Origin of the sequence: Pseudooctadecabacter sp., from assembly GCF_965657175.1 — a bacterium.
Taxonomy (GTDB): domain Bacteria; phylum Pseudomonadota; class Alphaproteobacteria; order Rhodobacterales; family Rhodobacteraceae; genus Octadecabacter.
In genome coordinates this window covers 70,216-88,498 of record NZ_CBFHNH010000011.1, presented here as the reverse complement: position 1 = coordinate 88,498, position 18,283 = coordinate 70,216, and the positions used below count along the sequence as shown (strand labels likewise).

Sequence of the window (18,283 nt, the reverse complement as noted above, 5' to 3'; positions counted from 1 at the left end):
GGTGAAATCAGTTACCAATAGAGCCGCGTCTCTCCTTTCGACCCAAGCGGCCTTTGGTCTTTCAGCTTTCAGGTCGCCCAGATTGGCCAGGAATACGGTCTGCTCCGTTGGAGCCTCCCAAGGCCGCCGTACGAAAAATTCGGACGTGACCACTACGCGGTCCTTTCAGCAAAGAAGTTGAACAACGGGCCGAATATCAGCGCGACGAACCCGCCGTAAATCAGGGTTTCAGCGACGCCAAGAACGTAACCTCCAAGGCTGATGCCATCGACCCATGGCAGCAGCGGGTTCCAGAGGCGGGTCATGCTCTGACCCGGGAAAACCAAGTCGAAGACGACGCAGATCGTGTAGGTGATCGCGAAGAAAATACCCAGACTCCGTCCCAGGGCCTGGATTGGAATGCGCAGTGCGGGGTGTTTCGCTAGAGATGGTCATGGCAGAGCCTCCTTTTTTCACGCAGTGCGATGACTGGCGCTTACTGAGAAAGACGCTCAGTGGTCTGAGGCATTACACGTGGTCAGCTGGTTGGCCGCGGCAAATCAATGCGCAGAGGCATCAGTCGTTTGGGTGGATTCGGGGCGATCCATATTGGTCATGGCAACGCCGAGGAGCGTTACAAGAATGCCCAGACCCGTCAGAAGCCCGATGGATTCTCCGAAAAAGGCCACGCCCATGGCGAGCCCGAAGCCAGGTACGAGAAACGCAAAGGCGTTGGCGCGGCTGAGCTCGGTTGTTCGAAGAATCTCACTCCACAACCAATAGGCAAGCGAAGTCCCAAAGAGACTGATCGTAAACAGAATCAGAAGAAACTGAGGTGAGAACGTGATGGACATCGGATCTTCGTACAGAAACGCCCCCACCGTTAGGGGAACCGCCCCAGCCGGACCCGATGTCCAGCACTTTCTGCCCCGGCAGCACACGCAGCTTAGCCGCGATGTGGCGCATCTTGTGGACCTGCGCGTCGTCCAGACTGTCCTCCGGGGTCTCGAAATAGGCGCAGGAATACTGCCGTTTGGCATCGAGAAAGAGGTCATAGAGGTCGTCGCCCAGATCGTAGTGATGGGCGACATTCCGGCGCGAGCGTGGAACGGGATTGTGCATGGCAAAGCGCCTGAACATCATCCGCAGCCGGTCGCGCAAACGCCACAGCCTTGGGACCTCAGCGTTCTGGTAATTCTCAAGACACAGGGAGATCAGGCCGTAGAGATCACCCTTTTCGACCGTCAGACCAGCATCCATCCACGCTTCACCCAGAGCGAGGTCCGGCTTGAAGGCGATCCGGCGCAGGGTGGGCCAATCATGGATCGTGATCGCAATCGCGGGCTGCCCCGTACCGTAGTGCCTGACTTCGCCGTCTGGCCCCTGAACTGCGAGTGAGCCCGTCCGGATCAGTCTGCGCAGGGCAGCGTCCAGAAGCCACAGCGCGGCCGGTGCGCGCCGACCCGGCCCTGAGGCAGGAATGAGTGTGTCGTTCATCATGGCGTCCCCCGAATTTGGTTGGTCTGCCCATTGGGCCCTGATCGCCGTGTCTTGGACACCCGTTCTCCCGTTTCTCGGCGCGGTGCCAATGCGCGCATAGCGATGCAGGCCGTCTGAGTGGTCATTGGTGGTCTGGAGACCCGCACGGGCTTGGACTGTGCGGGCTGGTGAGGTCACCGCGTCGTTGCGCAGTCTTCAGGCGGCACACCGTGCCACGCCTTCACCGCCCGCGCCTGCCCTTCGAAGCGTCCACCGGGATGCGCACCAGAGCCGCCTCGACGGCCCGACGATCACTCTGTGCGTCGATCAATCTGCTTGCCAGCAGCGCCGACGCGAGGGCACCAACGAGAAAGAGAAGTCCGATCATGTCTCAATTCCTTCTTAATAAACGCAAATTCATTTGGTTCACAGGAAAAGACGCTCACGTCGTGCATTCATTACATGCCTGCGCCGCCTGCCCGAGCCGAAGCGTTCAAGGATGTTGGCCCTCGTCCCCTTCCCCGCGCCTCTGCCCCGCGTCTGGCAACCGTGTGGTCAGAACCGACCCCACGAGGGCACTGGCCATTTGGCGGCGGAACAGAAAAAGCACAGTTCTGGCGTCGCCCGTGCTGAGGCCGACCGCATCCGCTGCGGACCGCAGAGTCCGCCCTTCCACGTCAACCTTGAGAAACAGTTCCCCGGACAGTCTGCCGACATCGTCCTGAACCCTGCTGCGGCATTCGCAAAAGACGTCGAATATCAGGTCTGCGATCACCTGCGCGTCTGCCGGTTGCGTTGTCATGCGATCTTCCCAAAGCGGCTGTGTTGGGAAGACGCGGTTCAGAGCACACTATTACACATCCACGTCACGAGACGGTATCTTTGTCGCCGCAATCGGTGTCTTCAACCGGATGCGCGCAGCCGGCAGGTGGACAGGCGCAATCGTCAAAACCGTGACGGCAGCACGGCCCACAATGGGCCATCAATGCGTCACCCAGAGCGGCGCGGGCACGATGCAGACGAACATTCAGCGTGCCCGGCTTCAGTCCGAGGTCCGCCGCCACCGTCGCGCGATCATCGTCGTCGATGTCGATGCGGCGGATCAGTTCGGCATCACTCGGACGCAATTCGGTGACCAACCCTTTGACGCATTTGCAGATCACATCCATGTCTTCGACAGGGTCATCCGCGACAGCGGCAGACTGCGCCTCGAGCGCGACCGCATCCTTCAGTCGCCTGGACCGGCCCGACTTCCGGTAATGATCATTAAGGGTGGACCGCAACACCGCATAGAGCCAGGCATCCATGCGATCCGCGTCGCGCAGTTGATCCTTCCGCGCCAGAACGCGGATGCAAAACTCCTGCAGCACGTCTTCCGCATCGGCCCGGTTTCCCAGCCGTTTGACCAAGAAACCCAGAAAGGCATGTCTGTTCGTCGACAATGTTGCTTCCAGGCCGGGCTGGTCCGAATTGCTATCGTTTCGGATGTCTGCTTTTGTTTCCGACATGGTTGCACGCCGCCCTTGCATAGAAGTTCCGATCCAACCCGGCAGGCCAATTCATTAGACATGTCGCCATCGGTAAATGCTTCGAACCTATCCATTCCAAGACGAATTTCCAATGGCAGAGTTTTTGAAATCAGCCATCCATTGCGCCGTTGAATTTTATCCGCATGGTTGCTGAAGATAAAAGCGCAGTATTTTTCACAGTCTCGACGTCTCGCGTAACGTCCTCAGCTTAGAGAATAAATTCTTGTAATCGATTTTCTTTTTGGACGTCTTTGACTTAACGTAGTCAAAATAGGCGGCGCGCACCTGTTTGCGGCACCGCGACCGAACGCGAAAAATCGGCCAAGCGAGAAAGGAGCCAATGCGGAGATGAGTGAACTGACGCAATACGCCATTCTGCTCGGCCTGACGCTTGGCACGGTCGGGCTGGTCCTGAGCCTCTATGCCCTTGCCCGTGCGATCGGGCGGGCCCGTGCCGAACCCGCCAAGGACGTGCCCGCAACTGCCGGCACGCTGGCCCGCGATCCGGTCTGGGTCCGATACCACGCCAAGTATTACGGCTATGCGCTGTTGTTTCTGGCCTTCGATATGGAGATGGCGTTCATGTACCCCTGGGCGGTCGTTTACCGCGAAGAGGGGCTGGTCGCCTTGCTCGACATGGGCGTTTTCCTCGCGATCCTGTTTCTCGGCCTGCTCTATGGATGGAGCCAGGGCGCGCTGAGGCGGCAATGATGGATTTGTCCGGGGCACGTCAGGGTCTGTTGCGCGGTTTCCGCGGGTTGGTCGCCGGGGCCATGGCGCGGGACTTGCGCGCGTTCGTTGTTCCCGGTGAGGATATCGCAAATGCCCGTGGTCTCGATCTGGACGCCGCAGGGCTGATCCGCGCGGTGACGCCACGCCATGCGGGCGTGTTGCTGATCGCAGGGCCCTTGCCCACTCCGCTGGCCGATGCGGCAAGCGTCGTGTGGGCCCAGATGCCGCGGCCCCGGTGCATTCTGGCGCTTGGTGAGGTCGATCTTGGCCCTCTGCCCACTGCCGACGTGACGGCGGAGATGTCGCAGGCCGGCCTGATCTCCGGACTGGAGGATCTGCGCAAACTGCTCCGCAACGGGGCTTTTGCACCAGACATCGCGGAGTTTGATGCGCCTGCCCTGTCGGAGCGGATCGAATACACCTGCCCCATGCACCCCGAGGTCGTTTCGGACGCGCCGGGCAAATGCCCGAAATGCGGGATGTTCCTTGTGGAACGCCGCGTTTCCGGCGCGGCGTCGCACGACCATGAGGGCCATGAGGGCCATGAGGGCCATGAGGGCCATGAGGGCCATGAGGGCCATGAGGGCCATGAGGGCCATGAGGGCCATGAGGGCCATGAGGGCCATGAAAAATCGTCCGCGGGTTCCACGCAAGCAGAAAAGGCCCATCATCACGCGGATGCTGTGACAAGCGCCGAGGCGTCCACTTCCTATGTTTGCCCGATGCACCCAGAGGTCACCTCCGACGCGCCCGGTTCCTGCCCTAAATGCGGTATGGACCTGGTCCCTCAGACCGAGGCCGGAGAGCCCGCGCACCACGGCCATCACGACCACGGCCATCACGCCGAACCGGCGGCGCAACCGTCAGGCCCCTACACTTGCCCGATGCACCCGGAGGTGACCTCCGAGACACCGGGATCCTGCCCGAAATGCGGCATGGACCTCGTACCGCAAGCCGAGGCCGGGAAGCATGGGCATGGTGGACATGGCGGTCACAAGCACCACGAGGACACGCCAGCGCAAGCGAGCCAAGGAGAGCACGCCGCGCATGGCGCACACGGCCAGCAGGATGCGCATGGCGCGCATCATGGCCACGCAGGCCACGGCGCAGCGCCCGACATCCCGGGGATCGAGCCACATTTCATGTCCATGGTCGAGCTGACCGAAGGCAAACCGGTCAGCCCCGACGGGTTGGTGATGGAATGGATAGACGCGCCCTTTGGCCCATTCTTCCCAGGTTTGCCAGGCGGTCTGCATATGGTTCTGACCCTCGACGGAGACAGCGTTTCGGGCGCCGAGATCAGAGGGATGGAGGCGGCAGCGCTGCCATCAGGCGTTGCTCTCGAAGACTTTGCTGCAAGTCTTTCAGACGCGGTGCCCCTGTCACCTGTGGCGATGCGCGAACTGGCCTGCCGCGCTGCCGAAGCTGCAACAGGGCAGACCGCGCCGAAAGACGTGCTGACGGCGCGCGCCGCGGCGGTTGAACGTGAAAGGATCGCAAGCCACCTCAACTGGCTTGCCGGATTGGCTCGACAAGCGGGCCTTACACCGCTGGGGCGCCGGGCGGCGGCCATGGAACACCGCGTCCGGACGGCTAAAGCGGATGAGGTGGCAGAGCAAGCAACCTCAATAACGAGCCTTCTGCACGGTGCACTCAACCGATCACTTATGGGACCAAAACTGACCAGGATCGGGACGCTTCTGGGGGCATCGGAAGGTCCCGTCGCACGTTCGGCGGACCATGCGTCCGATGCCAGACACGGCGACGCGGTCTATTCCGGACTGGGGTTCGAGACAGTCATGCAAGCCGAAGGCGACGCCATGGCGCGGCTCCGCCAACGCTGTGCTGAGGTCGCGCAGAGCCTTGATCTGATTGCCAAGGCGGGCGCGATCTCGGTGCCGGAAATGCCGCGTGCAACGGGCGATGGTCACGGCATGGCGACGGTTGAAACACCGCGCGGACCTGCGACACTGCACCTGACCTTGAAGGGCGGCATGGTCTACTCGGCCCATCTGACCACACCGTTTGAGGCGCTCGCCGCGCATGTGCCTGACCTTGTCGCGCAACTGGAACTGGCCGATGCACTGACCGCAATCGCCTCGCTTGATCTCGATCCCTGGAGCGCGACCCAATGAGCGTCGCGGTGATTATCCTCGCCCTTGCGCTCGGCTGCTACGCCGTGGCCGTCCTTGAAGGCTGGGCCATCCATGGACGCCTCAGCTTGACACGCCCGGCGACCTCGGCGCTGGCGCTGCTGGGCCGCGAACAGATCCTGCCGCGCACGTCTGACAGGCTGTTTTTCGAGGCTGGCCCGGTCCTCCTGCTGGTCGCGGGTTTGCTGTCGGTCGCGGTGATTCCGCTGGCGCCGGGTCTGATCATCACCGATCTGGCCATCGGTGCGCTGTTCCTGAACGCCGCGCTGGCCTATGTGCTGGTTGCGCTCATCATGGCCGGCTGGGGGCCGAACGGGGCCTACGGGATGATCGGAGGCTGGCGCTTTCTGGGCCAGTTCGTCGCCTATGCCATGCTGATCGTGATGCCCATAACGGCAGTTGCAATGCGGGCCGAGTCGCTCTCCACCACGCAGATCGTCCTGTCGCAGGCGGCGCTGTGGAACGTCGCCTATCAACCCATCGGCTTTGTGCTCTTCGTGATTGCGGCGATGGGTGTCGCCTGGCTGCCGCCCATCGACCTGCCCACAGGCGGCGGTGATCTGGCAGGCGGGGTCGAAGCCGAATATACCGGCGCGCGACTGGCCGTCCTGCGGCTGGCGCGGCTTGTGATCATCGTTGCACTGGCCAGTGCGACCGTCACCTTCTATCTCGGCGGCTGGCTTGGACCGTGGCTGCCGGGCTGGGCCTGGACCGCGCTCAAGACACTTGGTGTCGCGGCCGCGATGCTGATGCTCGGACCGCGTCTGCCGCGCCTGCGCGAAGCGAAGTATCTTGAACTGAGCTGGAAGCTCGGCATCACGCTGGCGCTGGCCAATATCTTCCTTGTGGGCGTGATCGCCCTGGTGGTGCCGATATGAGCCTTGCCACCGCGCTGTTTCTCGCCTTTTTCGGCGTTGCCGCAATCTGGTTCGGGATCGTGGTCTTTCGCACCCATTCGATGGTGCGTTCGGCCATTGCGCTCCTCTTCAGTCAGACCGCCATCGGGGCGATGTTCCTTGTCATGCAGGCCGAATTTCTGGGCGTGCTCCAGATCATGATGATGGCCACCGAGATGAGCGTCATGGCGATCTTCATGGTCATGTTCATGATGGACCCCGGCGGCATGGGCAAGATGGACATGACGCATCAGAAGCGCCTGTCGCTCTGGGCGGGCGGGATTGGCTTGGTCGCAGCACTGGTGGTGATCTGGACCGCCGGATGGCAAGGCCCCGTGCCCGACGTGCCCGGGGCCGACGAACAGGCGCGCTTGTTGGGTCGCGAAATCCTCGGACGCTCGATGTTCATTTTTGAAAGCGCGGCGCTGATGATCCTGACCGCGATGATCGCCGCGACCATGGTCGCCATCGCCCCGCAAGAGGAGGACACCCCATGATCCCCGAGCTTATGATCGCGCTCAGCGTCGGTGCGGCGCTTTTCGGCGTTGGTCTCTATGGCGCGCTCAGCCAGACCAACCTTGTCATGATCATCATGGGGGTCGAGCTGATCCTTGCCGCGGCACTGCTCAATCTCGTGGCGTTCTGGCGCTATCTGCACCCCGATGTGACAGCGGCGAAGATGTTCGTGCTGATCGTCATGGCGGTGATGGCGGTCGAGATGGCTGTGGGTTTCGGCATCGCCATCGCACGGTTCCGCTCGCGCGGGTCGGTCGAGATGGAAGAAGCGCGGGAACTCAAGGGGTGATCTGGCTTGCACTGACACTCCTCGCACCTTTTGGCGCGGGCCTTGCGGCACTTGCCCTGCGGCGCGTGCCCGAGGCGATTGCGCTGACCGGTGCGGCCTTCGGTCTTGCCGGGGCGATCGCGCTGTTCGCCGGGGTGGCGGGCGGTGCGGATGTTACGGCCACCCTTCCCTTCCTGCCGGACCTGCCGATCCGGTTGGTGGGCAGCCCGCTGACGGCAACGCTGGCGCTGGTCGTCGCGACCGTCGCGGCGATGGTCCTGACCTATGCGGCGGGCTACATGTCCCATGACCCCGAGCGCCCCCGCTTTTTCGGCACCATGCTGATGTTCGTGGCCGCGATGCAGCTTCTGGTGCTGTCGGGGGACTGGATCACACTTCTGGCGGCGTGGGAGATGATTGGTTTTGCCTCCTACCTTCTGATCGGCTTCTGGCATAGGCGAAAGGGCGTTCCCGGAGCGGCCATGCGGGCCTTCCTCTATACCCGGACGGCCGATCTGGGCCTCTACCTCGCGGCCTTCCTGCTGATTGGTATCGCCGGAACCTCCGAGATTTCGGTCACGCTTTCCACCACCGGCGCCCCGGCACTGATCACAGGGCTGCTGCTCTTGTTCGCGGCGATGGGCAAGTCGGCGCAGGTGCCGATGCAGGACTGGCTGATGCGGGCCATGGCGGGGCCGACGCCGGTCTCCGCCCTCCTGCACTCGGCCACGCTGGTGGCGGCGGGGGCGATCCTGCTGATCCGGACCGCACCGATGCTGCCCGGCGGTGCGCTTCTGGCCATCGGGATTGTCGGCGGGGCGACGGCGGTGATTGCCGGGCTGATGGCACTGGCCGCAACAGACCTCAAGCGTCTGCTCGCCGCCTCGACCGCCAGCCAGTACGGGCTGATGCTTATTGCAGTGGGGGCCGGCGTGCCCGTTGCTGCGCTTTTGCATCTGATCGCCCATGCCGCGATCAAATCGGCGCTGTTCCTTGGCGCCGGCGTCTTCCAGCACGACCGCGAGAGCACCGATCTGGACACGCTTGCGGGCGCAGGTCGCACCCGGCCCGGCATCTTTGCAGGCTTTGCCGTGGCCGCGCTGGCGCTGGCCGGGCTGCCACCGCTCGCCGCCTACTATTCCAAGGACGCGATCCTCGCCGCGGCTCTCGATAGCCCCTCTGCCGCGTGGTTGCTGCCGCTGGCCCTTGCCGGGTCGGTGCTGACCGGGGCTTATATGGGCCGGGCATTGAACGTGCTGTGGTCCGGCACGCCGGAGAAGCCCCGCGATCCGGTGCCGCTTATGGCCGTCGGCATGGGCGTTCTCGTGACACTCGCCGCCACGCTCGGCTTTGCTTTCAAACCGCTGGAGGCGATGCTGGGCGCGCATCTGGCCGAGCCCGGCTGGATCATCCCGGCCATGGGGCTGGCGGTGGGTCTGGCCGGGCTGGCGCTTGGCTGGCTGCTGGCCCCCGCCCGCCTTCTGGGTCCGCTGCTTGCGCCAGCACGAAACGGCTTCCCGCTCGCAGGTGGCATGGACGCCCTCGTGGTCCGCCCGGCGCTGGCCCTGGCGCGGCTGTGCGACCGTCTGGATGCCTGGATCATCCGCCGTGTCGTGCTGGGCGGCATCGTCGCAGGTACACAAGCATTGTCACGCCGGATCCAACGCGCCGAAGACAGTCTTCTGGCGCTGGTCAACGCGGTGGGCAGGCTCAACCTGTCCCTCGGGCGGGCCAGCCTGCGTTTTGACCGCGACACCATCGATCGTGCGATCTTTGGCCTTGTCGATCGCACAATCGCCCTCGGCAGCCGTGCCCGCCGCCTGCAAAGCGGCCTTATTCACCGCGAAATGGCGCTGACCGTCGCCGGAATCGCTCTCGTCACCGGCGTACTCCTCGCCGCCCCGTTCTACTTCTGAGGATCGCGCCCATGCCCCTTCTGACCATTGCCACCTTCCTGCCCATCCTTGCCGGTCTCGCGCTCATGGCGCTGCCCGACCGGTCCACGCGAACGGCACATGCGGTGTCCATCGCCGCCACGGGGGCCGTGTTCCTGATCACACTGGCGATCTGGGCGCGCGGCATCGTGGCCGGAGACTTCGCCCAGGTCGAGGAAATCGCTTGGATCCCCGCCATCGGCGCGGCCTACCGGCTGGGCGTGGACGGATTGAGCCTGCCTCTGGTGCTGCTGACCTCGCTTCTGTTTCTTCTGTCGGCGTTGTATTCGGCGCGGATCGGAGAGCGGGCGGCCTCCTACGTGGTGCTGATGCTGATGTTGGAAACCGCCTCGCTCGGCACGTTCATGGCGCTTGACGGCCTGCTCTTCTACGTCTTCTTCGAGGTCTCGCTGGTCGGCATGTACTTCATGATCGCAGGCTGGGGCTATGAAGAGCGTCAGCGGGCCGCACTCATGTTCTTTCTCTACACGCTTCTGGGCTCGCTGCCGCTCCTGCTGGCAATCATCGGGCTTTACCTCGGATCGGGCACCTTCGACATGCGTGTCTGGGTCGAGGGCACCGCACTGGGCGGGCTTCCTGCCATGCTGGCGCTGATCGCGATGCTCGTGACCTTCGCCGTCAAGATCCCGGCCTTCCCGGTCCACACCTGGCTTCCGGCGGCGCACGTGCAAGCGCCCACGGCGGGCAGCGTGATCCTCGCCGGCGTGATGCTGAAATTCGGCACTTACGGGCTGGTGCGTTTTGCCTACCAGATGACGCCCGAGGCTTTCGCGCAGGCCGGACAGGTCATCCTCGCCTTCGGGGTGGTCAGCGCGCTTTACGGGGCCTTCGCGGCACTGGCGCAAAGCGACCTGAAGAAGATGATCGCCTACACGTCCGTTAATCACATGGGGTACGTGGTGATGGGGGTTGCCATCGCCGCACTGGCGACTGAGCCGCGCATCCGGACCATCGCTTTGGACGGCGCGACCCTGCAAATGGTCAGCCACGGGCTGGTCACGGGGGCGCTCTTCTTCCTTGTGGGCATGTTGCAGGACCGGGCGCATACCCGTGGGATCGGCGATTTCGGCGGGTTGCTGGGGCGGCTGCCGTGGCTTGGCTGGGCGTTCGTCCTGTCGGCCTTCGCCTCTCTCGGGCTGCCGGGGCTGGCGCACTTCCCGGCCGAATTCCAGATCTTCCTCGCCACGCTGAACGGCATGCCCTGGGGGTTGATCGCGATCCTCGCCATCGTGGTCACGGCGGCGCTGTATCTGCGGGCCATCGCGGGCGTCTTCCTGGGCGAGATGAACGCGAAATGGGCCGACATGCCGGATCTGGACAGGCGTGAAAAGCTGGTGATCGTCCCGCTTCTGATCCTGACCGTTCTGGTTGGTGTCGCGCCCGGCTGGCTGATCGACATGATCCACACCACCATGACGGGTCTGGCCAACTGATGGAGATGGGCCGCGATCTTGCCCTACTGGCGCCGGAGCTGACGCTGGCCGCCGCGGCGATGCTGATGATCGTCGCGGAGATGTTCCGCGCGGCGCGGCTGGTGCTGGCCATCGGTCTGGCCGGGCTTGCGGCGGCCACCCTGCTGACGCTGCCGATGCTGAGCGTCGACGCCACCGTCTTCGGCGGCACCTACCGGATCGACCTGATCTCGGGCTGGGCCAAGCTGATCCTGCTGCCCGGCACTGCGCTGTCCCTGCTGCTCGTCCGGGCCGAAATCGCCGGTCGCCCGCGCGAGGGCAGCGTTCAATCCCTCGTCGTGCTCGTGACCCTTGGTGCGCTGATGCTGTCGGGGGCTGGCGACATGATGGTGGTGGTAATCGGTGTCGTGCTGACCGGTCTGGGCTCTTTCGCGCTTGTGGCCTGGCCCCGCGACGATGCCGCCACCGAGGCGGCGATGAAATACCTCGTCTTCGGCGCGGTCACCGGATCGGTGATGATCTACGGGCTGACCTTCTGGTTCGGCGGCACCGGATCGACCCTGTTTTCGGAGCTGGGCCAGTTGCAGGGCCAGACACTTGTGACCATCGCCGGGTTGATCGCCATCATCGTCGGTCTGGGATACAAGGGATCGCTGGTGCCGTTCCATTTCTGGGCACCGGACGCTTATCAGGGGGCGCCCGTGTCGATCGCGGCCTACCTGTCCGTCATCACCAAGGCGGCCGCCTTTTTCGCCTTCGCGCAGGTCCTGCGCGACCTGCCCCGTGACGGTGGCTGGCCTCTGGCACTGGCAGTGATCGCGGCAGCGACAATGACCTATGGCTACCTCGCCGCACTGGTGCAGACCAACCTTGTGCGCCTGATCGCCTATTCCTCGGTGGCACAGTCGGGATATTTCCTGATGGGCGTCGTCTCCCTTGGGGCCAGCGGCTTTGCCGTTCCGGGAATACTGGTCTTCGCCGCCGCCTACGTGGCGATGAACCTCGGCGCCTTTGCGGTTGTCCTGCTGGCCGGGCGCGATCTGGGCGATCTCGAAGGCTTCGGGCGCACCCAACCGTGGCTCGGCGCGGCGATGGTGGTGTTCCTGCTGTCACTGACCGGCATCCCGCCGCTCTTCGGTTTCGTGGGCAAGTTCTACCTGCTCTCGGCGGCGGTCGAGGCGGGGTATCTGTGGCTTGCGATCATCGGCGTCCTGAACTCGGTGCTGGCGCTTGGGGTTTACCTGCGGCTCATCGTACCGATGTATCGAACCGCCCCAGAGGAGTGCCGATCCGGTTCAGGCGCCGGTCTGACACGCGCAACAGTCGTGGTCGCACTGCTTGCCACGCTGTTCCTCGGGCTGCTGGCCGGGATCCTGCCCGGGCCGTAGACCAGACATCGGTATGGATTTGAAGGTGACTGGGCCAGCCCGCCGGTTTGAGACGCGTTCAAGCGAAGAGCATCGGACATGCGCGCGCGCACTTTTTGCGCGCTATGATGTAGATGAGGTGCTGGGTCCCGAGACCGGCAAGCAGGCAAAAAAAATCATAAAACACGAACAGGGTATCGACCACTGCCACAATCGTCAGCGCGCATCATCGCATATGAAAACAGGTTGAAACCGCCGGAGGCGGAATGATCGGGGACAGATAGATCACCTAGATCATCCATCGCGGCATCAGGTAATCTAGGATCATCGTGCCTTCATAAGCGAGGCTTTCCTGATTGACGGTAATCTCGACCCAGTCCAGTTTGGCGGGATGCGGCACGTATAGCGCCAGACGGAACGCCAGACCCGCTGGAGCGCGAGAACGCAAGATCGCCCCCTGAACACAGATTGCACAGGGGATGCCGCAAGCGCCTGTATTCACTTATAAAATGCTACTATCCATCATGGGGGGCCACGGATAGGCGTGCGGAGGTGTGCAAAAGATGGGTTATGGGCGCCATATAGACCCGCCACCTGCCCCTGTCATCCCTTGACGGCGCGGCGCGGGGCGGCCACCACTTGGGGCATGACACATTCGTTGATTTCCCAAACCCATATCGACACCTTCCAGCGCGACGGTGTTGTCCTGATTAAGGGGCTGTTCGCGGGTCACGTGGACGCCCTGCGCGCAGGCGTTGACCGCAACATGGCCGATCCGGGACCCTATGCGGCAGAAAACCTGCATGATCACGAAAAGGGTCGCTTTTTCGACGACTACTGCAATTGGCAACGCATCCCTGAATTTCAAAAGGTCATCGCAGACAGCCCCGCGGCTGAGGTCGCAGCCGACCTCATGCGAAGCCAAACGGTGCAGCTTTTTCACGATCATGTGCTGGTCAAGGAACCGGGCACCTCAAAACCCACACCGTGGCACACTGATGGCCCCTATTACTTCGTCGAAGGGCGACAAACCGTCAGCTTTTGGTCGCCCCTTGATCCAGTGACCGACGCATCCTTGCGCTGTGTGGCGGGGTCACATCTGTGGCCAAAACCGGTGCTGCCGACGCGCTGGTTGGCGCAGACGTCATTCTATCCAGACGACGACACCTATATGCCCGTGCCGGACCCCGATGCCGAAGGCATGCGTGTGGAAGAATGGCAGATGGAGCCGGGCGATGCCGTGGCTTTTAACTACAACATCCTGCACGGCGCGCGCGGGAATGAGACAACGCAGCGCCGCCGAGCGTTTTCTTTGCGACTGATGGGCGATGATGCCCGCTACACCGAACGCCCCGGCCCTACGTCACCGCCCTTTCCGGGCCATGACATGCAGCAGGGCCAAAAACTGCGGACTGACTGGTTCCCGCAGATCTGGCCCCGCCCCTAAAATTCCGGAATTTTAGGTCCGCGCTGTCAGATCAACCGCCTGCCCCGTGGCCGCCGAGTGCTGGGCCGCAAGGCCCATGGCCACGGCCTTCGCCCCGTCCGACACCGTGACCTCAACCCCGCCCTGCCCGCGCACGACAGCGTTGAACCGCTGGTGTTGATAAAATGTCGATCCGTTGTGATCCCCAGCCTCAAGCAACGTGGGATCAACGGGGATATCCATGGTAATCGGACCTTTCGGCGCACGCGGGCTAATAATCAGCTGCGGCACGGGCGCTGGCCCCAGCTTGGCAGGCCAGAACCGGCCCGGACCGGGCACCAGACATTCGATTTTGCCTTTGGGGCCTACGGCTGAAATCTCTTCTTGGTACTGGCTGCCTTCCGCGAACATGCACAATTCCAACATGGCGCGTGCGCCTGAGGCGAAGTCGATGATCACATAGCCGTTGTCCCAAATGTCCGGACGGCGGCCGTCATAGTCTTCATCCACGTGATTGAAATTCTGCCCCGCGCTGGCCATCACCCGCACGGGTTCTGACTGCAGGATCACCCGCATCAGATCGAAGAAATGGCAGCATTTTTCGACCAATGTGCCGCCGGTATTCTCGTTAAATCGGTTCCAGTCGCCGATCTTGGGCAGAAACGGGAACCGGTGTTCGCGGATGGTTAGCATTGCGATCCCGCCGGTGGCCTGTTCGGCCTGTTCAATCAGCGCGGCCACGGGCGGCATATATCGGTACTCCATGGCGACCCAGACGGGATGCGGATAGCCCTTGAACAGCGTGTCCAGTTCGGCGGCATCGGCGGGGTCCGTATAAAGCGGCTTTTCGCACAGGATCGGCATGGGCCGCTTGGCCACGATCTGGCGCAACTGGTCCATATGGATGTTGTTGGGGCTGACGATGACCACCGCATCCAGGTCCTCAAACGACAACAGATCATCCAAGGTTGCGGCCACATGGGCCGGGGCCGCAGCCCCATCCTTGCCCGCCAAAATCGCCGCACTTTTCGCGAGGTCTTCGACTGGATCATAGACGACGGACACCCGTCCCTGTGGCAGCAGGTTTATGTTCTGGATATGCTCCCGTCCCATCATACCGCAGCCGATCAGCCCGTAATTCACCATGTCTTGCGTGCCAGTTGCCATTGTCAGCTTTTCCCCAATCTTGAGACGTAGTTGATGTGGTTCGGATCGAACCATGTTCTTGAAAATTCGACGGTTTCACCCGCCTGTGACCGGCCCGTGCGTTCGATATAGCCCGCCATCTGCCCCGCTGAGAGGCCAAACCGCACATCCACCCAAGCAGGCACCGCCGCGACATTCACACGGTCCTCGGCTGAGGTGATCGTCAGCCCGAGGCTCTCGGAATAATACAGGTAAAGGGAATCCGACACCGCCCGTTCATCCACCGTGTCGGTCACCGCCCCGTCCAGCCAGATTTCTTCCATCGCGGCGGGCACATCATCCATGAACCGCAACCGGCGGAACCGGAAACCGTTGGGGCTGCGAAACCCTGCGTCGCGCGGGGCGGCCATGTGGTCAATCGACAAAACCTCCGCCGTGGGCAGGCCGCCACCGTCGCGCCGTTCGATGCGCAAAAACGAATAGACGGACGACACATCTGCCCGCGCCCGCACGTAGTTGCCGGACCCTTGCACCCGTTCCAGCAGGTCCTTGTCCACAAGGACCTCCAAGGCATGGCGCAGGGTGCCGACGGAAATCGACAATTGCTCTGCCATCTCTCGTTCAGGCGGCAGGCGTGCGCCATCGGCCAAACGGCCCGCAGCGATGTCGCGGATCAACCCTTCGGCGATTTGGACGTATTTTGGAAGCGCTCCGGTCTGTTCAGGGCGGCGCTGGCGGTCTGACATATCGCCCTCCTCCCAAAGCGCGAATAAAATTGATACAGGATTGATGCAATGAAACCGCCGTGCTACGCAAGAGGCAATACACGAACCTTGGGAGGGGAATCATGACAATCGTTCCAGTGACAAGTGCGGACCTCGCAGCCTCCGAAGTGTCATGGTTTTCCGCTTTGTGTTCAGATGATTACCAATTCCTCGGCGTGCCCGATGGTGACCTGCGGTCCTCATGGGAACACTGTCGCGACATCGTTTTGACCGCTGAAAAACAGGGATTTCGCAATGTGCTGGCTCCGTCATCCTACCAAGTCGGCCAAGACACGCTGAGCTTTGTGGCCGGCATGGCGCCGCTGACCGACCGCATCAATATACTGGCCGCAATCCGCTGCGGGGAAATGCAGCCCATCATGCTGGCGCGCACGGTGGCGACGCTGGATCACATGATGAAAGGCCGCCTGACCCTCAACATCATTTCGTCGGATTTCCCAGGCGAAGTGGCCGAAAGCGGCTTTCGCTATCAGCGGTCCCGCGAGGTGGTTGAGATCCTCAAACAGGCCTGGACCCAAGACGAAATCAACTACGAGGGTGAGGTTTACCAGTTCAAAGGTGTGCCCACCGCCCCCGCCACGCCCTACCAGACCGGCGGACCGCTGCTTTACTTCGGTGGCTATTCTCCGGCGGCGTTGGACCTGTGCGGTCAGCACTGTGACGTCTATCTGATGTGGCCCGAACCCGAAGAAAACCTTGCCCAACGGATGCGCGATGTGAACGCCGTGGCCGAAAAATACGACCGCACGCTGGATTACGGCCTGCGCGTCCACATGATCGTGCGCGACACCGAAGCCGAGGCCCGCGAATACGCCGATTACATCGTCAGCAAACTTGACGATGACTACGGCAAACTGATCCGCGACCGCGCCCATGACAGCATCAGCCTTGGCGTGGCGCATCAGGCCAAAGCCCGCGAATTGGCCGATAAATTCGGCTACGTCGAACCGGGCTTGTGGACAGGCGTAGGCCGTGCGCGGTCTGGCTGTGGCGCGGCCCTTGTGGGCTCTGCCGATCAAATCCTCAGCAAGATCGAAACCTACCGCAAAATGGGCATCCGCGCCTTCATCTTTTCGGGCTACCCCCACATCGACGAGGCCGAATATTTCGGAAAACTCGTCATGCCAGAACTTGAGACCTGTTCACTGCCCCACGCCTACGGCAGAGTACCCGCAGACACCCCCGCAACCCCCCTCGGAAACGGACCACGGACCTAATGGCCAATACAATGACCCGCGTTAATATCACATCCGACCTCTCCTTCTCGCGCATCGTTTACGGCATGTGGCGTCTGGGCGATGTGGAGGACACCAGCCCCAAAGCCGTCCAAGCCAAGATTGAGGCCTGTCTGGAACAGGGCATCACAACCATGGATCAGGCCGACATTTACGGCGGCTACATGGCCGAGGAAATCATGGGTGCGGGCCTTACCCAATCTATCCGCGACCAGATTGAGGTTGTCACTAAATGCGACATCCTCATCCCCGCAGGCCGCTACGCCGACAGCCCTGGCAAGTATTACGATACCAGCCGTGACCATATCGTAAATTCGGTCGATCATTCCTTGCGCCTGATGGGGATCGACAAAATTGACTGTCTGCTGATCCACCGCCCCGATCCGCTGATGGACCATCACGAAACCGGTGCGGCACTGGATGAGGTCGTGGCCTCTGGCAAGGTGCGCAGCGTTGGCGTGTCCAACTTCAAACTGCACGACTGGACCCTGCTGCAATCGGCGATGAAAACCCCGCTGGTCACCAACCAGATCGAAATGTCACTGGGCCACATCGACCCCTTCACCAACGGCGATCTCGCCTATCTGCAAGAACGCGGCATCCCGCCAATGGCATGGTCGCCCTTGGGCGGCGGTGCGTTGATGACCGACGACAGCGCCGTGGCCAAAGCCATGGACGCCGTTGCCGCCGATTTCGGCGTGGACCGTGCCGCCATTGCCGTGGCTTTCCTGCTGGCGCACCCCGCAGGGATCATGCCGGTCATGGGAACCAATAACCTCAGCCGGATCAAAGGGTTCTCCGACGCTCTTAAAGTAGAACTTGACCGGCCCACGTGGTTCAAACTCTATGAGGCCGCCCTCGGCCATGAGGTTCCGTAAGTGGAGGTCTTCAACCCCACAGACGACCCGCGCGCCTTTCGCGACGCTTTGGGGGCCTATGCCACCGGCGTGACGATTGTGACCGTGCCAAGTGCGGACGGACCCGTTGGCATCACCGCCAACAGCTTTGCCTCAGTGTCGCTGGAGCCGCCTTTGGTTCTGTGGTCGCCTGCGAAATCTTCAAAACGTTTCAATGACTTCTCAGGCGCTCCTCACTTCGCGATCCATGTGCTGGACGCCCACCAACAAGACATCTGCGATGCCTTTACCCGTGACAAACACGCGTTTGACGGGTTGGATTGGCACAAAGGCGACAAGGACGTGCCGCTGATCAACGGCTGTCTGGCCCGGTTCGAATGCACGCAGGACGCCGAACATGATGCAGGCGACCATACGATCATCGTCGGTCGCGTGATTGGCGCATCTGTGCGCGACGGTCTGCCCCTGATGTTCCAAGGGGGCCGGTTCGTCGCGATAAAAGGATGAAGAATGGGGCATAAGCCCCTGAAATCAGGCCGAAAGGCCCA

21 protein-coding genes are annotated in these 18,283 nt (G+C 62.4%); 12 read left to right on the top strand and 9 right to left on the bottom strand.

The annotated features are described in order from the left end of the window. Positions 1-152 precede the first annotated feature (152 nt). From ACTG36_RS10895 to ACTG36_RS10870, 6 genes are all read right to left on the bottom strand, one after another. Positions 153-305, bottom strand: a complete 153-nt coding sequence (locus tag ACTG36_RS10895) for a hypothetical protein (RefSeq protein WP_439142313.1) — start codon at positions 303-305, stop codon at positions 153-155. 234 nt (positions 306-539) lie between these two features. Next, a complete protein-coding gene (locus tag ACTG36_RS10890) occupies positions 540-833 on the bottom strand; it encodes an EamA family transporter (RefSeq protein WP_439142311.1) in 294 nt (97 codons plus the stop codon). Next, entirely contained in the window at positions 745-1,476 is a 732-nt protein-coding gene (locus ACTG36_RS10885) for a class I SAM-dependent methyltransferase (protein WP_439142309.1), read from the bottom strand. The genes ACTG36_RS10890 and ACTG36_RS10885 overlap by 89 nt, the downstream gene beginning before the upstream one ends. A 223-nt stretch (positions 1,477-1,699) precedes the next feature. Continuing rightward, positions 1,700-1,846 (bottom strand): hypothetical protein, encoded by a 147-nt coding sequence (locus ACTG36_RS10880; RefSeq protein WP_439142307.1) that lies wholly within the window; start codon positions 1,844-1,846, stop codon positions 1,700-1,702. Positions 1,847-1,951: 105 nt separating this feature from the next. Next, positions 1,952-2,260, bottom strand: coding sequence for a hypothetical protein (locus ACTG36_RS10875; RefSeq protein WP_439142305.1), 309 nt, complete (start codon positions 2,258-2,260; stop codon positions 1,952-1,954). A gap of 64 nt (positions 2,261-2,324) precedes the next feature. Next, positions 2,325-2,900: an RNA polymerase sigma factor gene (locus ACTG36_RS10870; RefSeq protein ID WP_439142303.1), complete on the bottom strand. Its 576-nt coding sequence runs from the start codon at positions 2,898-2,900 to the stop codon at positions 2,325-2,327. 435 nt (positions 2,901-3,335) lie between these two features. On the opposite strand from ACTG36_RS10870, the gene ACTG36_RS10865 reads away from it, so the two are divergent. The 8 genes from ACTG36_RS10865 to ACTG36_RS10830 are packed head-to-tail and all read left to right on the top strand — an operon-like array spanning position 3,336 to position 12,307. Continuing rightward, complete coding sequence (locus ACTG36_RS10865) at positions 3,336-3,698, top strand: NADH-quinone oxidoreductase subunit A (RefSeq protein ID WP_017468394.1); 363 nt, start codon at positions 3,336-3,338, stop codon at positions 3,696-3,698. Further along, positions 3,695-5,854, top strand: a complete 2,160-nt coding sequence (locus ACTG36_RS10860) for a heavy metal-binding domain-containing protein (RefSeq protein WP_439142300.1) — start codon at positions 3,695-3,697, stop codon at positions 5,852-5,854. The genes ACTG36_RS10865 and ACTG36_RS10860 overlap by 4 nt, the downstream gene beginning before the upstream one ends. Then, positions 5,851-6,750: a complex I subunit 1/NuoH family protein gene (locus ACTG36_RS10855; protein WP_439142298.1), complete on the top strand. Its 900-nt coding sequence runs from the start codon at positions 5,851-5,853 to the stop codon at positions 6,748-6,750. The genes ACTG36_RS10860 and ACTG36_RS10855 overlap by 4 nt, the downstream gene beginning before the upstream one ends. Further along, a complete protein-coding gene (locus tag ACTG36_RS10850; RefSeq protein ID WP_078523484.1) occupies positions 6,747-7,265 on the top strand; it encodes an NADH-quinone oxidoreductase subunit J family protein in 519 nt (172 codons plus the stop codon). Before ACTG36_RS10855 ends, ACTG36_RS10850 begins: the two co-directional genes overlap by 4 nt. Then, positions 7,262-7,573, top strand: coding sequence for an NADH-quinone oxidoreductase subunit NuoK (gene nuoK, locus ACTG36_RS10845; protein WP_050532696.1), 312 nt, complete (start codon positions 7,262-7,264; stop codon positions 7,571-7,573). The genes ACTG36_RS10850 and nuoK overlap by 4 nt, the downstream gene beginning before the upstream one ends. Then, positions 7,570-9,468, top strand: coding sequence for an NADH-quinone oxidoreductase subunit 5 family protein (locus ACTG36_RS10840; protein WP_439142295.1), 1,899 nt, complete (start codon positions 7,570-7,572; stop codon positions 9,466-9,468). The genes nuoK and ACTG36_RS10840 overlap by 4 nt, the downstream gene beginning before the upstream one ends. A gap of 11 nt (positions 9,469-9,479) precedes the next feature. Further along, positions 9,480-10,940, top strand: coding sequence for a complex I subunit 4 family protein (locus ACTG36_RS10835; protein ID WP_439142293.1), 1,461 nt, complete (start codon positions 9,480-9,482; stop codon positions 10,938-10,940). A 5-nt stretch (positions 10,941-10,945) separates the two neighbouring features. Further along, positions 10,946-12,307, top strand: a complete 1,362-nt coding sequence (locus ACTG36_RS10830; protein ID WP_439142291.1) for an NADH-quinone oxidoreductase subunit N — start codon at positions 10,946-10,948, stop codon at positions 12,305-12,307. Between the two features lie 268 nt (positions 12,308-12,575). Here ACTG36_RS10830 and ACTG36_RS10825 read toward each other — a convergent pair whose 3' ends face one another. Further along, positions 12,576-12,734 (bottom strand): hypothetical protein, encoded by a 159-nt coding sequence (locus ACTG36_RS10825; protein ID WP_439142289.1) that lies wholly within the window; start codon positions 12,732-12,734, stop codon positions 12,576-12,578. A 198-nt stretch (positions 12,735-12,932) separates the two neighbouring features. On the opposite strand from ACTG36_RS10825, the gene ACTG36_RS10820 reads away from it, so the two are divergent. Then, a complete protein-coding gene (locus tag ACTG36_RS10820; RefSeq protein WP_375282001.1) occupies positions 12,933-13,733 on the top strand; it encodes a phytanoyl-CoA dioxygenase family protein in 801 nt (266 codons plus the stop codon). A 12-nt stretch (positions 13,734-13,745) separates the two neighbouring features. Here the strand turns inward: ACTG36_RS10820 and ACTG36_RS10815 are convergent, their stop codons facing one another. Beyond that, the gene (locus ACTG36_RS10815) at positions 13,746-14,879 is read right to left on the bottom strand and encodes a Gfo/Idh/MocA family protein (protein ID WP_375282002.1); all 1,134 of its coding nucleotides are present in this window, start codon (positions 14,877-14,879) and stop codon (positions 13,746-13,748) included. A gap of 2 nt (positions 14,880-14,881) precedes the next feature. Continuing rightward, positions 14,882-15,604 carry a GntR family transcriptional regulator gene (locus tag ACTG36_RS10810; RefSeq protein ID WP_375282003.1) on the bottom strand — a complete coding sequence of 241 codons (723 nt, stop codon included), beginning with the start codon at positions 15,602-15,604 and terminating at the stop codon, positions 14,882-14,884. Positions 15,605-15,705: 101 nt separating this feature from the next. Between ACTG36_RS10810 and ACTG36_RS10805 the strand changes: the two genes are divergently transcribed. Genes ACTG36_RS10805 through ACTG36_RS10795 form a run of 3 tightly spaced genes read left to right on the top strand, consistent with a single transcriptional unit; the run spans position 15,706 to position 18,242 of the window. Next, positions 15,706-16,860: an LLM class flavin-dependent oxidoreductase gene (locus ACTG36_RS10805; protein ID WP_439142286.1), complete on the top strand. Its 1,155-nt coding sequence runs from the start codon at positions 15,706-15,708 to the stop codon at positions 16,858-16,860. Positions 16,861-16,871: 11 nt separating this feature from the next. Further along, complete coding sequence (locus ACTG36_RS10800; protein WP_375282005.1) at positions 16,872-17,756, top strand: aldo/keto reductase; 885 nt, start codon at positions 16,872-16,874, stop codon at positions 17,754-17,756. Beyond that, the gene (locus ACTG36_RS10795; protein WP_375282006.1) at positions 17,757-18,242 is read left to right on the top strand and encodes a flavin reductase family protein; all 486 of its coding nucleotides are present in this window, start codon (positions 17,757-17,759) and stop codon (positions 18,240-18,242) included. The last annotated feature ends 41 nt before the right edge of the window (positions 18,243-18,283 follow it).

Excerpts from the sequence above, each read along its gene's own strand:
- ACTG36_RS10895 (WP_439142313.1), bottom strand. The coding sequence starts at position 305 with ATGACCCGCCTCTGGAACCCGCTGCTGCCATGGGTCGATGGCATCAGC.
- ACTG36_RS10890 (WP_439142311.1), bottom strand. The coding sequence starts at position 833 with ATGTCCATCACGTTCTCACCTCAGTTTCTTCTGATTCTGTTTACGATC.
- ACTG36_RS10885 (WP_439142309.1), bottom strand. The coding sequence starts at position 1,476 with ATGAACGACACACTCATTCCTGCCTCAGGGCCGGGTCGGCGCGCACCG.
- ACTG36_RS10880 (WP_439142307.1), bottom strand. The coding sequence starts at position 1,846 with ATGATCGGACTTCTCTTTCTCGTTGGTGCCCTCGCGTCGGCGCTGCTG.
- ACTG36_RS10875 (WP_439142305.1), bottom strand. The coding sequence starts at position 2,260 with ATGACAACGCAACCGGCAGACGCGCAGGTGATCGCAGACCTGATATTC.
- ACTG36_RS10865 (WP_017468394.1), top strand. The coding sequence starts at position 3,336 with ATGAGTGAACTGACGCAATACGCCATTCTGCTCGGCCTGACGCTTGGC.
- ACTG36_RS10860 (WP_439142300.1), top strand. The coding sequence starts at position 3,695 with ATGATGGATTTGTCCGGGGCACGTCAGGGTCTGTTGCGCGGTTTCCGC.
- ACTG36_RS10855 (WP_439142298.1), top strand. The coding sequence starts at position 5,851 with ATGAGCGTCGCGGTGATTATCCTCGCCCTTGCGCTCGGCTGCTACGCC.
- ACTG36_RS10850 (WP_078523484.1), top strand. The coding sequence starts at position 6,747 with ATGAGCCTTGCCACCGCGCTGTTTCTCGCCTTTTTCGGCGTTGCCGCA.
- nuoK (WP_050532696.1), top strand. The coding sequence starts at position 7,262 with ATGATCCCCGAGCTTATGATCGCGCTCAGCGTCGGTGCGGCGCTTTTC.
- ACTG36_RS10835 (WP_439142293.1), top strand. The coding sequence starts at position 9,480 with ATGCCCCTTCTGACCATTGCCACCTTCCTGCCCATCCTTGCCGGTCTC.
- ACTG36_RS10830 (WP_439142291.1), top strand. The coding sequence starts at position 10,946 with ATGGGCCGCGATCTTGCCCTACTGGCGCCGGAGCTGACGCTGGCCGCC.
- ACTG36_RS10820 (WP_375282001.1), top strand. The coding sequence starts at position 12,933 with ATGACACATTCGTTGATTTCCCAAACCCATATCGACACCTTCCAGCGC.
- ACTG36_RS10815 (WP_375282002.1), bottom strand. The coding sequence starts at position 14,879 with ATGGCAACTGGCACGCAAGACATGGTGAATTACGGGCTGATCGGCTGC.
- ACTG36_RS10810 (WP_375282003.1), bottom strand. The coding sequence starts at position 15,604 with ATGTCAGACCGCCAGCGCCGCCCTGAACAGACCGGAGCGCTTCCAAAA.
- ACTG36_RS10805 (WP_439142286.1), top strand. The coding sequence starts at position 15,706 with ATGACAATCGTTCCAGTGACAAGTGCGGACCTCGCAGCCTCCGAAGTG.
- ACTG36_RS10800 (WP_375282005.1), top strand. The coding sequence starts at position 16,872 with ATGACCCGCGTTAATATCACATCCGACCTCTCCTTCTCGCGCATCGTT.